Annotated in this window: 9 protein-coding genes; 2 read left to right on the forward strand and 7 right to left on the reverse strand. The window is 66.3% G+C overall.

Features of this window, described 5'->3' with window-relative positions:
* Window positions 1–4 precede the first annotated feature (4 nt).
* The 3 genes from CSC78_RS07000 to CSC78_RS07010 form a co-directional block, all read right to left on the reverse strand.
* Window positions 5–1,558: a tryptophan halogenase family protein gene (locus CSC78_RS07000; RefSeq protein WP_162337187.1), complete on the reverse strand. Its 1,554-nt coding sequence runs from the start codon at window positions 1,556–1,558 to the stop codon at window positions 5–7.
* 128 nt (window positions 1,559–1,686) lie between these two features.
* Window positions 1,687–4,722, reverse strand: a complete 3,036-nt coding sequence (locus tag CSC78_RS07005) for a TonB-dependent receptor (protein WP_162337188.1) — start codon at window positions 4,720–4,722, stop codon at window positions 1,687–1,689.
* Window positions 4,723–5,039: 317 nt separating this feature from the next.
* Window positions 5,040–6,050, reverse strand: coding sequence for a LacI family DNA-binding transcriptional regulator (locus tag CSC78_RS07010; protein ID WP_162337189.1), 1,011 nt, complete (start codon window positions 6,048–6,050; stop codon window positions 5,040–5,042).
* 308 nt (window positions 6,051–6,358) lie between these two features.
* On the opposite strand from CSC78_RS07010, the gene CSC78_RS07015 reads away from it, so the two are divergent.
* Both CSC78_RS07015 and CSC78_RS07020 read left to right on the forward strand, forming a co-directional pair.
* Window positions 6,359–7,801, forward strand: coding sequence for a glycoside hydrolase family 30 protein (locus tag CSC78_RS07015; protein ID WP_238391185.1), 1,443 nt, complete (start codon window positions 6,359–6,361; stop codon window positions 7,799–7,801).
* A 2-nt stretch (window positions 7,802–7,803) separates the two neighbouring features.
* Complete coding sequence (locus CSC78_RS07020; protein WP_238391186.1) at window positions 7,804–8,640, forward strand: polysaccharide deacetylase family protein; 837 nt, start codon at window positions 7,804–7,806, stop codon at window positions 8,638–8,640.
* Between the two features lie 12 nt (window positions 8,641–8,652).
* Here the strand turns inward: CSC78_RS07020 and CSC78_RS07025 are convergent, their stop codons facing one another.
* From CSC78_RS07025 to CSC78_RS07040, 4 genes are all read right to left on the reverse strand, one after another.
* On the reverse strand, window positions 8,653–10,788 hold the full coding sequence (locus CSC78_RS07025) for a TonB-dependent receptor family protein (RefSeq protein ID WP_238391187.1): 2,136 nt from the start codon (window positions 10,786–10,788) through the stop codon (window positions 8,653–8,655).
* Window positions 10,789–10,795: 7 nt separating this feature from the next.
* Window positions 10,796–11,254, reverse strand: coding sequence for an azurin (gene azu, locus CSC78_RS07030; RefSeq protein WP_162337190.1), 459 nt, complete (start codon window positions 11,252–11,254; stop codon window positions 10,796–10,798).
* A gap of 81 nt (window positions 11,255–11,335) precedes the next feature.
* Entirely contained in the window at window positions 11,336–13,063 is a 1,728-nt protein-coding gene (locus tag CSC78_RS07035; protein ID WP_162337191.1) for a PQQ-dependent dehydrogenase, methanol/ethanol family, read from the reverse strand.
* Between the two features lie 68 nt (window positions 13,064–13,131).
* The gene (locus CSC78_RS07040; protein ID WP_202924134.1) at window positions 13,132–13,686 is read right to left on the reverse strand and encodes a QcrA and Rieske domain-containing protein; all 555 of its coding nucleotides are present in this window, start codon (window positions 13,684–13,686) and stop codon (window positions 13,132–13,134) included.
* Window positions 13,687–13,776 lie beyond the last annotated feature (90 nt).

Consider the following 13,776-nt stretch of genomic DNA (forward strand, 5'->3'; position numbering starts at 1 on the left):
TGTCCTAGATGCGCGGCATTCCGCGCGACATCACATGATCCAGCATCTCGCGATGCCCAGGCAACGCCGGCAGCATCTTCCTGGCGATGTCGGCGGACTGGCGGAAATACTCCTCGGAACGCCGCACATCGTCCATGCGGCGCGTGGTGGACCGGGGTTCGGGCGTGAACCCCATGCCATAGAGGATGAACTGGTAGCTCGCCGCCGGGAACACTTCCTCGACCCGGTTGAGGTCGTAGCGCGAAGGCGGCTGGTGGCGCCAGAACGCGAGCAGATCCTGCAGGCGCTCCGGTATCGTTTCCGGCCTGCGGTTGTCCCGCCAGTACTCACTGTCGTCGCGCTTGCTCAGGACATAGTGCAGTTTGAGGAAGTCGACGATGCGATCCCAGCGGTAACTGAACGTGTCGTTGTATCGCCTGGCGACAATGTCCACGGCCGCACGTGTTGCGGGCATCTGATCGGCGAGCATCCCCGCAGCGAGTTCCACCATGACCAGCGACGAGGCTTCGAGCGGCTCCATGAAGCCGCTCGACAGCCCGATGGCCACGCAATTGCGGTGCCAGGCACCCCGCCTGAACCCGGGACGGATCGTGATCCTCGGCAGCGACTCGATGTCCTGTTCGCGCCCCCCCGTCGCGACGATATAGCGGCGCAACGCGGCCTCCGCGGCCTCGTCGGTCGTATGCGTGCTGGAATAGACATGGCCGATGCCACGCCGGCTCTGCAGCCCGATATCCCAGATCCAGCCGGCCTCCTGTGCCGTCGAGATCGTCTGGCAAGCGATCTCCACGCTGGGATCAGCGTACGGCACCCGCGTGGCGATGGCGCGATCGTTGAACAGCACGTCCTTCTGCGATTCGATCTCGACGCCGTAATGCTGGCCGATCAGCAGCGCGCGCATGCCGCTGCAGTCCACGAACAGATCGCCCTCGATCGCCCCGTGCTCGCGCGTCCGCAACGCCGCGATGTCGCCGTTTTCGTGCGTTTCCACTTCGACCATGTGGTCGGCGACATGACGCACGCCCAGCTTCTCCACGCAGTGTCTGCGCAGGAACACACCAAGCTTCGCGGCATCCAGGTGGTAGGCATAGTTGGCCACGGACGCCCATTCCGGCGTGGCGAACTGCTTGGGCGATTTCCCCGCCTCGCACAGGTGCGCCTGGAAGCAGGTGAGCATGCTGAAGGGCACGTCGCGGTGCGCCATCCAACCGGTCGCCAGATGGGTCTCCAGGAAGCCAGGCGGCAATACGAACGGGTGGTGGTAGTAGTCGCCGTCGACCTCTTCGCGCCAGCGGACGAACTTGGAGCCCTGCTTGAAGGCCGCATCGCATTCGCGGACGAAGTCGGTCTCGCTGACGCCGGTCCTGCGCAGCGTGTCGCGCATGGTCGGCCACGTGCCCTCGCCCACGCCGACCGTCGCCACCTCCGGCGATTCGATCAGCGTGATCCGCAAACCGGTATCCAGGGCAGCCTGGTGCTCGGCCGCCAGGACGGCGGCCGTCAGCCAACCCGCGGAACCGCCGCCGAGGATGACTATCTGCCTGATGGGATGATCCACGCCACTACCTCGCTTCTGCGTTCGCTGGGCGCGACCTGCCGGACCCGCCCCAAAACCAAAGCCGCTGGAAACCAGCGGCTTCAAGATGCTGCCCGGATCCGTTCAAGATCCGGGCATGCGGTCGAACGTCATTGGAAGTTGTAGCGGAAGCCCAGCATGTAGCGCGGACCGGTCTGGGTACCATAGAACAGAATGTTCTTGTGGCGCTCGCTCAAACGCTGGGTTTCGTTGGTCAGGTTGATGCCTTCGAACTGCACCGTGAAGTTCTCGCTGAACTTGTAACCCACGCTCACGTCCCACTGGCCGTATTCTTCGACGTAGACCGGGTTGTTCTTGGCGGGATCGGCGGGGTCTCCGTCGTACTGGCCGCTCAGGAACTTGTCGCGCCAGTTGTAGGCCAGGCGCACCTGCCACGGCCCCTTGTCGTAGAAGCCCACCACGTTGGCCGAATCGCTCAGGCCGATCAGCACTTGTTGCGGCCCCTTGGCCGCATTGTCGTAGGACAGGCTGTCGCTGTCGACGATGGTGTAGTTGGCCGCCACGCCGAAACCGCTGTCGCCGAACATGTGCTGCACGTTGAGCTCGTAGCCGTTCAGGCTGTGCGAACCGGCGTTGCCCGGAGCGGTGACGCTGAACACCGTCAGCGGATCACCGGGAATGCCGGTGATGATGCCGGCCGTGCCCGCCGTGCTGTCCACGCCTGGCTGGCCATCGAAGTTGGCGAAGATGTAGTCGCGGATGCATTGCCCGTCGGCTTCGCCGCAGCCGTTGGCGACGGCGGCATTCCAGTACTCGCCGCCGATGGGCGTGGGCAGACTGAACAGGGTGTCCTGGAACGAGCCCGCGCCGTTGTCGATGTAGTTGGAGATGTTCTTGCGGTAGTACGTGGCGGAGACATAGCTGCCCTCTCCGTAGTACCACTCCCAAGACAGGTCGAAGTTCTTTGACAGCAAGGGCTTCAGGTCCGGATTGCCCGTCGAGGCGCTGCCGCCATTGACGCGCACGTTGCGGTTGACGACCAGGCCGCCCTGGATGTCCCTCCAGCCCGGACGACCGATGCTGTGGCCGTAGCTGGCGCGCAGCACCATCTCGTCGGTCAGCTGGAACTTGCTGTCGATGCTGGGCAGCCAGTACGCGTAATCGCCCGTCAGGGTGGTGAACGCCTTGTCGCCATCCACGGTCCTGAGTTCATTCGGCGCGTTCCATTCGACCAAGGTCGGCGTCACCACTTGGGCCGAAGACGTCACTTCGGTCTTCTCGTAGCGCACACCCACGGAGAGATCGACCGGAATCCGGCCCTGCCAACCGGTGCCGAACTGCAGATAGGCGCTACGGGTCTTCTCCGTCGTGCGCAGATCGTTGCTGTTGAATTCGGACGGATAGGTGGTCAGATCGCCATAGTCGCCCAACGCGCGGCGCAGGCGCTCCATGTCGCTGGTCAGGAACGCGGACGTGAAGCGCGGATCGTCATGCCCCGAGAACGCATCGAAGTACCTGGACATGTGGTCGATCTGCCAGATGCCGTCGTCCCAATCCGCCGGCGAGCCGAGCGGCGTCCCCCAGTCTGCGTATTCCCTGATGCCCACGGCGGTACGGTTATCGACCTCGGTGTTGGCCGCGCCGAAACGCAGGTCGGAGTAGTCGCCGAACTTGAATCTGCCGTCCAGGCGGGACTGTTCCACTTCCGACAGCGAGTATCCGTTCACGTAACGGCGCCCGCTCGGCCGCGCCTGCGAGGGATCCACCCCGCCCACCACGTCGTTCAGGCCAATGTTGAGAATGGGCAGTTCGTTGTCGAAATAGACGGTGGTATCGCCTCGCATGTTGGCGGCGACACCGATGGAGCCATCCGTACCCCAATCGCTGTCCGGACCCAGCTCGGCGGAAGAATTGTGGTAATCGAACGCAAGATCCAAGGCGTCGGTGACGGCCCATTCCACGTTGAATCCCACCGATTCGTTGACGGCCCGGGTCGCGCCCTTGCCGCCACCCACCGCGAGGTCGGCGCATCCGACGTAGATACCGCTCTCGTTCAGTTCATCCGTGCAGTTGATCAGTTCCCGGTAGAAGACCGGACCGGCCGCGGGTCCATCGGTCCATGCGCTCTCCGAAGGTCCGAAGTTGAACCACACCGACATCTCGTTGCGCTGCTGTTGGATCTTGTTTTCGGAATAGGTGTAGTCCAGCGTGGTGGTCACGCGATCGGTCGGCGCCCATTGCAGGGTGAGCTGGCCATTGGTGCGCTGGCGCTGCACGCTGTTGATCGTGTAGCCGAAGGATTGCGGCACGGAGTACAGGTCGGTGGGGCCGGGATAGTTCTCGGCGCTCGGGGAATCGGCCGGGATTGCGCCCCATCCGCCTTCACCGCCGAAGTGCGTGCGCCAGCCTGCGTTGACATGGGCCTGGTTGTAGCCGCTGTCGCGCTCCTGGTAGCTGCCGCTCACCGAGACACCGAACTTCCCGTCGGCGAAAGTCTGACTGAAGATGCCGGACATTTCACCGGTGAAGTCGTCGCCCTGCAAAGACGTCGGCAGGTTGCCGTTGGACGTATCGTGGACCGTCTTCATGCCCACGTTCATGAGCGGCCCGCTTTCCAGTGGCCGGGCCGTCTTGATGTTGATGGTCGCGCCGATGCCGCCGGTCGGATTGGACGCGCGGCCGGTCTTGTAGACCTCGATGGCCGACACAGCCTCAGACGCCAGATTGGCGAAATCGAAGGCGCGCGAGTTGGAAGCATTGAAGCCGTCGAGCAGGGCGCCCGGCATCTGCCTGCCGTTGAGCAGCACCAGGTTGTGGTCGGGCCCTATGCCGCGCACCGTGACCTTCGAACCTTCGCCGCTGGCGGTACGGTCGATCGATACGCCGGAGATGCGCTGCAGCGACTCGGCCAAGTTGGTGTCCGGGAACTTGCCGATGTCCTCGGCGACGATGCCGTCGACGACGCCCTGCGCATCGCGCTTGAGGTTCATCGACGACTCGAGGCTAGCCCGGATACCGGTGACGACGATGGTGTCGAGCTCGGTCGGATCTGCCTGCTCGGTGGCAGCCGGTGCTGGACTTGCACTTTGCGGCTCCGCCTGCTGGGCCCATGCAGGACCGGCCAGCGCGAACAACAATGCGGATGTCAGCACCCGCTTCTTCGGAACGGATTGCACTTGCTTCATGGACTTTCCCCTCTCCGGAAATTCACGAATGGCGTTGGAATACGTGCTCGAGGACCCCTTCGCCTCTCGCATTGGGCCGCATTGGACGCGCGATTGACAGCGTTGTCAACTTTCTGTGATTCGGGTGCCTGCCGTCGAAAAACCCCTTGTTTTCAGCTGCGGGAACGATGCTGCGGCGCAACTGAAACCGTTTTCTCGGCTGTCGATGGAATACGACATCACGAGAAATTCTTCGGCCGACCACACGTAAGGTTTTCTATTGGTATGGCATCCGCCACGACGGAGATCGCGTCCGCGGACGACGGTGTACGCGCGAATCAGCGACCCTTGGGAGCCTGGGTGGATTCGCGGAACAGCACTTCGTGCTCCACGTGCACCATGCTGCCGGCATCAGCGGTCCGGATGCGTGCGAGCAACTGCAAGGTTGCGAGCTTCCCCATTTCCGACGTGGGCTGGCGCACGGTCGTGAGCGCCGGATAGATGTGGCGCGCGATCGGCGTATCGTCGAACCCGCACACCGAGATATCGCGCGGCACCGCGAGCCCGCGCTCGCACGCTGCACGGATCACACCAGCCGCCATGTCGTCGTTGGCCGCGAAAATCGCGGTCGGCGGCTGTTTGAGATCGAGTAGCGCGTCGCCGGCCGCGATGCCGGATTCGAACGAGAAGGCGCCCTGCACCACCAGGTCGGCGTCGTACTCCAGCCCCGCCTTCTTCAGCGCATCGCGGTAGCCCTTGTAACGCCACTGGCAGGCACCGTGCGCGGGCGGGCCCTTGATGTGCGCGATGCGGCGATGGCCCTGCGCTACCAGCCCCGCCATAAGCTCCAGCACGGCCGCGGTCTCGTCCATCATCACGCCGATCCGGCCCTCCGGATGCTTGGGCGCGATCGATGCATACGGCACCTCGTGCTGCTCGAGGAACTCGAGCACCGCCGGATCGTCCGTCAGCGGCGGGATCAGCACCACGCCATCCGGCGCGAAGTGCTCGAACACCACCTTGAGGTCTTCGGCCTTGCGCTGCTTCGGCGAACCCACTGGAGCGAGAACCAGGTTGTAGTGGTGATCGCGGCAGGCGTCGAGCATGCCGCTCTGGATTTCCATCAGGTAGTTGCGCGACGGATTGTTGTAGACCAGCGCAACGACGTACGAGCGCTGCCCGGCGAGGCTGCGTGCGGACAGGTTGGGCCGGTACTGCAGTTTCTCGACCGCCGCCATCACGCGCTGGCGCATCTCATCGCGCACGTTGGGCTCGTTGTTGAGCACGCGCGACACGGTCTTCATCGAAACGCCGGCGGCGGCGGCGACATCCTCGATCCGACTACGCATAAGACGGTTCCCGCTCCACTTCGTCCATCCCTTCCGGCAACGAGGCTGGATTCTGACAGCGCCCAGCGCAACTGGGTATCGTCGCCGCCATGACCGGCATCGGCGACGCATCCTCCATGCTGCACGGCAACACGTTCCGTGTCGCACCGCACGCAACGACAGGCCGCGCGACGCACCGGCGCGCATGCCCCTCGCGTCCGGTTGACAGCACGATGTAGCAACTGTATGACAGCGCTGTCAACTACTGTGTCTGGACATCGCCCGCGTGTATCGCGGGACGCCTTGCCGCGCCCACGAGGAGCCTTCCCATGCGCCATACCCCCCTGTTCGCCGCCGCCATGCTGGCCCTGTCGATGAGCGCAGCGCCCTCCGCGGACGCCGCCGACGCATCGGCGACGGTCACCATCTACACCACCGCGCAGGACAGCATCCAGCGGCTGGCGCGCACCGGCACCGCCACGCTGAAGCCGGGCCACACGCTGACCGAGGTGGAGAACTCGATCTTCGTCGACCCGTCGAAGCAGCACCAGGCCCTGCTCGGCATCGGTGGCGCGATCACCGACTCCAGCGCGGAGGTCTACGCCACGCTGTCGCCGGAGAAGCGCGCCGAATTCATGCGCGCCTATTACGACAAGCAGGACGGCATCGGCTATTCGATCGCGCGCACCACCATCCACAGCTCCGACTTCAGCTCCGCCAGCTACACCTACATCGAGGAAGGCGACAAGGACCTCGCCACCTTCTCCATCGAACACGACCGCACCGCGCGCATCCCGATGATCAAGCAGGCCATCGCCGCCGCCGGTGGTGCGTTGCCGCTGTACGCCAGTCCGTGGAGCGCGCCGGCCTTCATGAAGACCAACCAGCACATGCTGAAGGGCGGCGCGCTGCTGCCCGAGTACCGCGATGCGTGGGCGAACTACTACGTGAAGTTCATCCAGGCCTACGAGAAGGAAGGCATTCCGATCTGGGGCATCACGGTGCAGAACGAGCCGATGGCCACGCAGACCTGGGAATCGATGCTGTACACGGCCGAAGAGGAGCGCGACTTCCTCAAGCTGCACCTCGGCCCGACCATGCATGCCGCCGGCTACGCCGACAAGAAGATCATCGTGTGGGACCACAACCGCGACATGATGCTGTACCGCGCGCAGGTGATCCTGGGCGATCCGGAAGCGGCGAAGTACGCGTGGGGCCTGGGCTTCCACTGGTACGAGACCTGGGCCGGCTTCGATCCGATGTTCCGCAACGTCGCCGCAGTGACGGAAGCCTTCCCCGACAAGCCGGTGCTGCTGACCGAGGCGGCGGTGGAGAAGTTCGATCCCGCGCGCTACCAGCACTGGCCGAACGCCGAACGCTACGGCACGTCGATGATCAACGACTTCAACAACGGCGCCGTGGGCTGGACCGACTGGAACATGCTGCTCGACGAGAAGGGCGGCCCGAACCACGTCGGCAACTACTGCTTCGCACCACTGCACGCCGACACGCGCACGGGCGAGCTGATCTACACGCCCAGCTATTACTACATCGGCCACTTCTCGAAGTTCATCCGGCCCGAGGCACGCCGCGTCAGCACCGCGAGCAGCCGCAGCACGCTGCTGGCCACCGCCTTCGTCAATCCCGACGGACGCCTGGCGACGGTGGTGATGAACCCGACCGACAAGGAGATCGCCTACAACTTCTATGTCGGCCAGGCCTCGGCGGTGGTGACGATCCCCGCACGCGCCATCCAGACGCTGGTGCAATAGGCGTGCGCGGCGCGGCGCGCTTTGCCTTGCTGGTGCTGGTGCTGGTGCTGGTGCTGGCGACGGTCGCCGGTACCGTGCAGGCGGCCGAACCGTTCCCGTGGCCCGGCGACCGAAAAGCCGCCGTCAGCCTCGCCTACGACGACGCCGCGCCGTCGCAGCTCGACAACGCGATACCCGCGCTCGACCGCCATGGCCTGAAGGGCAGCTTCTACCTGACGCTGGCCTCCGACACGCTGCGCACGCGCCAGCGGGAATGGGTCGCCGCCGCGCGCAACGGCCACGAACTCGGCAACCACAGCCTGTTCCACCAGTGCTCGGCCTCGCTTCCCGAGCGCGACTGGGTCGAGGCCCATCGCAACCTCGACAGCCTCACCATCGCGCAGATGGCCGACCAGATTCGGCTGGCGAACACGATGCTCATGGCGCTGGACGGCCGCACCGCGCGCACCATGACCGTGCCCTGCGGCGACACGCAGGCGAGCGACGGCAACTATGTCGACGCCGTCGCCCCGGAGTTCGTGGCGATCAAGTTGGGGGCCGGCGGCGTGGTCGCCGACATGGCCACGCTCGATCCCGCCGCCGTACCGGTCGACGTGCCGGTGGACGTCACCGGCGAGCAGCTGATCGCGCGCGCGGAAGAGGCCGTCCGTCGCGGCACGATGGTCAGCTTCACCTTCCACGGCATCGGCGGCGACCACCTGGCGGTGTCCAACGAGGCGCACGAACAGTTGCTGCGCCATCTCGCCGCGCATCCGGATATCTACTGGGTAGCGCCCTTCATCGACATCATGCAGTACGTCGCCTCGCGACGCTCGGCAGGGCAGCCTCCATCGCCCTGAAGCACGCGCGCCTCATCCGTCCGCCCACAGCCAGCGCAGGCCGACCGTGAACGTGCGGTCCGCGCCCGGTTCGTAGAAGCGCCCGTTGCCTTCGTTGACGATGACCGAGCCGATGTGGAAGCGGTCCAGCGCGTTGTCGATGCGCGCGAACCCCTGCAGCCGTCCGCTCCCCGCCGACCAGTCGCGCACCACTTCCAGATTGAGCAGGCCGTAGCCGGGGGCACGCTCGCTGCCGGTATCGTTCACGGTGACATCGCCGACGCCCAGCAGCTGCGCCGCGGCATTCCAGTGTTTGCCCTGCCAGCGCAGCCGCAACGACGCCTGCTGCCGTGCGACGCCGGGAATGCGCGTGCCGGCCGCCACCTGCACGACCGGCGACGTGCAACCGGTCGCCGTGCAGATCGGGAAGCTGTCGCGGAAGGTCGCATCCAGCCAGGTATAGGCAGCCTGCAGGTGCCAAGCCTCCGACAGCGGCAGGTCGGCCTGCATCTCCACGCCCTGCCGGCGGCCGGCGCCGACATTGCGGAAGCTGCTGCGACCACCGACATTGCGCGCGACCGCCAGTTCGTCGTCGGTATCGGCGCGGAATAGCGCGGCTTCGACGCGCGCGCCGTGCTCGCCGCGCCACTTCATGCCCAGCTCCGCATTGCGCGTGGTCGCCGGACGCAGGTCGAAGGCCAGTCCGGCGCCGCCGTCGGCGCGGTAGCCGACTTCGTTGAAGGTCGGCGTTTCGAAGCCGCGTCCGACCGAGACATACACGCGCCACGCCTCCGCCGGCGCGAACACCACGCCGGCCACCGGCGTCGTGCGCTCGTAGACCACGCGGCCGCTGTCGTCGGGATTGCCGGTCGCGATGTAGTCGTCGTCCGAACGGAAACCGACCCGGCTGTGACGTGCGCCCACCAGCAGTGACCAGCGCGGCGCCACACGCCACCACGCCTGCGCGTACTGGTCCACGTTCCACACCTGGTTGCGCTCGTCGCGACGCAGCGCGCCACGCACGCCCAGCGTCGTGCCGACGAAGTTCTCGTAGCCGCGGCGATGCTGGCGCTGGCGGTCCGCATTGGTGCCTACACTCAGTTCGAACGGACGCCCGGCGAGATCGCCGGTCCACGACCAGCGCAGGTCGGCGCCGCCGTAGTCGTTGTCGAGGTCGATCACGCCACCGGAGTTCAGCCGGTTGGCCTGCGCCGCGATCGGCAGCGCCAGGTACTGCTCCACCTCGCGCCGTCCGCCGTAGGCCATCGCGCGCAGGCGATGGCCTTCCGCGAAGGGCCATTCGTAGACCGCGCCCAGCTGGTCCTGGCGGACCGACTTGCGCGTGTCGTACTGGGTCGCGACCGGTGATGCCTGGCGGGGATCGTCCCAGGCCTGCGCACGCGTCAGGCCCAAAGGATCCTTGGCATCGGGCGCATTGAAATGGTTGAGCAGCAGGTCCAGCGTGCCGGCGCCGGGGCGGAACCGCAGCTTGGCATTCAGCGATTCCCGCCGCGCCGCGCTGTGGTCGCGGTAGCCCTGCGTATCCAGCACGGATGCCGCCACGCTGTAGCCCAGCACCTCGCCGACGCCACGCAGGCGCGCACCGATCACGCTGCTGTCGTGGCTGGCCACGCTGGCCTGCACGCGCGCTTCGTGTCCCTCGTCGGGGATATCGCTCCATACCTGGATCACGCCGCCGGACGAGTTGCCGTGCAGCGCCGAGAACGGACCGCGCAGCACTTCGACACGGTCCGCCGCCAGCATGGTGACGTGCGAGACCTGTCCCTGCCCGTCCGGCATCGTCGCCGGCACGCCATCGGCGTACAGCCGCAGGCCGCGCACGCCGAAGGTCGAGCGCGCACCGAAGCCGCGGATCGACAGCTGCGTGTCCTGCGCGAGGTTCTGCCGCTCGCGCGCCAGCACGCCGGGAATCCCGTCCAATACTTCCGACAGCGCCGCCTGCTGACGCGCGCCGCCCTCGCCGAGCGCGACCACGCTGGTCGATGCCGGCGCATCGAAGCCGTCCACCGTCTCCAGCCGCGTCGCGGTGACGACCACGCGGTCCAGCGTTTCCATCGGCGCCGCCGGTTCGCCCGTGGGCGCGGCCAATGCACCCGGCGCCAACAGCGCCGCGCCCAGCAGCGGCGAGACCCGCGACCTCATGCGCATGCCCGGATCATCCGAACACCAGCTTGCCTTTCATCATCATCCAGTGGCCCGGTACCGAGCAGAAGAACGTGTAGTCGCCGCCCTTGCGCAGCGCCGACGTGGAGAAGGTGACGGTGGTCGACTGTCCGCCGCCCACCACCTTGCTGGCCGCCAGCACGCGCGCGTCGCCCTTGGGCACATGGTCGCTGCTGGCGGGAAGCTTGCCGGCGGCGGTGGCGAGCGCTTCGAGATTGGCGGTGGTCGTCAGCACCCAGTTGTGGCCCATCACTTCGGCGGGAAGGGCGCCAGTATGCCGCAGCGTCAGTTTCACCTGCGTGCAGTCGGCGGCGATGCGGATCTCCTGCTTGTCGAACTGCATCGCATCGTTGCTGCCGATGGCGACGTTGCAGGTCCTGGCCGCCGCGTGCAGCGGCAGCAGGGCGAGCACGGCGACGACGAGACAGGGAAGTAGGGATTTCGGTGACATTCGGGAATCCTGGATCGTGGTGAGCGCGCTGCGCGACCCCGTCATCGGGGCCGCGCAGGCGATGGAGAGCGGATGCGCGGATCAGTCGCCCAGGGCGAACACCCACACCGAGCCGCCTTCCGGCACCGCCTTCTCCCATCCCGCCAGGCCGTGCATCTTGCCCTGGATCCATTGCGCGTCCACGCCCCAGCCGGACACCACGGCGATGTACTGCTTGCCGTCGACGGTGAAGGTGCTGGGCGGCGCGATGATGCCGGACGGCGTGGGGAACTCCCACAGCAGCTTGCCCGTCTTGGCGTCATACGCACGGAACATGCGGTCGTTGGTGCCACCGGCAAACAGCACGCCGCCGGCCGTGGTCATGATCGAACCCCAGTTCCACGAGTGCGGATACTTCTCGCGCCACACTTCCTTGCCGCCGTCCACGCTCCACGCCTGGATGCCGCCGATGTGGTCGAAGTCCTTCTTCACCGACAGGTCGAGGCGATTGATGTCCACGCCCGCCGACCACTGGCCCGGGATGCGCGGCTGGATCATGCCGGTCAGCGTCAGGCAGTGGTTGTCGTTGTACGGGATGTACAGCATGCCGGTCTTCGGGTTGTACGCCTCGTACGGCCAGTCCTTGCCGCCCCACAGGCTGGGACAGTAGGTGCGCGTCTTGCCGGTGGCCGGCTTGGCCTCTTCGTTGTAGGTCGGACGGCCGGTCTTCGGATCGATGCTGGTGAACACCGTGTTGTGCACGTACGGCTCGGACTTGTTGTAGGTGATCCGGCCCTTGTCGTCGCGGTCCAGCCAGTACAGGCGGCCATTGCGCTGCGCGCTGATCAGGCCCGACACCTTCTTGCCGTTGCGGTTGAACTCCACCAGCGTCGGCGCGTTCATGCCGGCCCAGTCCCACGAATCGTTCCAGTGGTACTGGAAGTGGCTGACGATGTCGCCGCTCTCCGGATCCAGCGCGAGCACCGAGGCGAGATACAGGTTGTCGCCGGGCCGCTGGTCACCCAGCCACGGTGCACCGTTGCCGACGCCCCAGTAGATGACGTTGTTGGTGGCGTCGTAGTTGCCCGGCATCCACATGGTGCCGCCACCGTTCTTCCACGCGTCCTTCCACTCGCCGTCCTGCGGCCACGTCTCGAAGCCCTTCTCGCCCGGCCCCGGCACGCTGTAGCGCGTCCAGGCCAGCTTGCCGGTTTCGGCATCGAAGGCCTTGAGGAAACCGCGCACGCCGAACTCGCCGCCGGACGGACCGATCAGCACCTTGCCCTTGACCACCAGCGGCGCGGACGTGATGTAGGCGCTGTCCTGTTCCCAGTCGCAGACCTGCGCTTCCCACACCAGCGTGCCGGTCTTGGCGTCCAGCGCGCTGAGCATGCAGTCGATGCTGCCCACGTACACCTTGTCGCCGTACAGCGACACGCCGCGGTTGGTGCGGTGGAGCGCACCCAGGCCTTCCGGCACTTCGCGCACGAACTTCCAGCGGACCTTGCCGGTGCGCGTGTCGTAGGCGATCACCTGGTTGTGCGGCGTGGCCACGAACATGTACTCGCCGTTGACGATGGCGGGCGCTTCATGGCCGGAGTTCACGCCGGTGGCGGCGGACCACACGGGCCGCAGCTTGGCGACGTTGGCCGTGGTGACCTGGTCGAGTTCGCTGTAGCTCCAGCCGGCGTAGTTGCCCTTGGTCAGCAGCCAGTTCGCCGGCTCCTGCTTGGCCAGGCGCGCATCGGTGACGGGTTGGTAATCGGCCGCGGCGAGCGGGGCCGAAGCGAGGGACGCGACAAGCGCGGCCGTGATGAGTTTCAGGTGCATGGGTCTCCTCCCGGGTGAAGCGTTGGTGTGTGGTGCAAAAGGAACGTGGATGTGGAATTGCGTGCGGGTCAGGTGGTCGGCGGGCCGAGCGGTCCGTCGAACTTGCCGCTGACCACCAGCGCGCCGTCCTTGATCGTCACCGGCAGCATTGCCAGCCGGCGCGTGGCCGGTCCGGTGGTGACAGCGCCGCGGTTGGCCGCGTCGAACACCGAGCCATGGCAGTTGCAGACGATCTGCGTCTGGCTCGGGTGCAGCGTGGTGATGGGACAGCCGTAGTGCGTGCACAGCGACGAGAACACGACGATGCCGTCGGCGGCGTTGCGGGCGCTGGTCGGCTTCAGGTCGGCCGGCTTCAGCCGCACCACCGTCAGCAGATTGGCTTTCGAGATCAGCACCTTGCCGGTGGCCGGATCCATCGGATACGCGAGTACCGGTGGCTTGCCGACTTCGATGTCGGCGGGCTTCACTTCCTTGCCCGCCTTCGGTCCGATCATGAAAGCCAGCTTGTCGCCCGGCTCGGGCTTCGGGCTGCGCGTGGCGGCCGGTGCGGCCGCCTGCGCCTGCGCACCGCCGCTGACCGCGGCCAACGGCGCCAGTGCGGCCAGCGCAAGTGCGCCGGTCATCATGCTGCGTCGTCCGCTGTCGTCGGGATGTCCGGCGCATGCGCACGCGCACCCGCCCTGTTCTTTCGCTTCGCTCATCGTGGCTGTTCT

The sequence above is a fragment of the Pseudoxanthomonas japonensis genome, assembly GCF_010093445.1.
Taxonomy (GTDB): Bacteria; Pseudomonadota; Gammaproteobacteria; order Xanthomonadales; family Xanthomonadaceae; genus Pseudoxanthomonas_A; species Pseudoxanthomonas_A japonensis.

Coding starts and splice junctions, on each gene's coding strand:
- CSC78_RS07015 (WP_238391185.1), top strand. CDS start 6,359: ATGCGCCATACCCCCCTGTTCGCCGCCGCCATGCTGGCCCTGTCGATG.
- CSC78_RS07010 (WP_162337189.1), bottom strand. CDS start 6,050: ATGCGTAGTCGGATCGAGGATGTCGCCGCCGCCGCCGGCGTTTCGATG.
- CSC78_RS07005 (WP_162337188.1), bottom strand. CDS start 4,722: ATGAAGCAAGTGCAATCCGTTCCGAAGAAGCGGGTGCTGACATCCGCA.
- CSC78_RS07025 (WP_238391187.1), bottom strand. CDS start 10,788: ATGCGCATGAGGTCGCGGGTCTCGCCGCTGCTGGGCGCGGCGCTGTTG.
- CSC78_RS07040 (WP_202924134.1), bottom strand. CDS start 13,686: ATGACCGGCGCACTTGCGCTGGCCGCACTGGCGCCGTTGGCCGCGGTC.
- azu (WP_162337190.1), bottom strand. CDS start 11,254: ATGTCACCGAAATCCCTACTTCCCTGTCTCGTCGTCGCCGTGCTCGCC.
- CSC78_RS07035 (WP_162337191.1), bottom strand. CDS start 13,063: ATGCACCTGAAACTCATCACGGCCGCGCTTGTCGCGTCCCTCGCTTCG.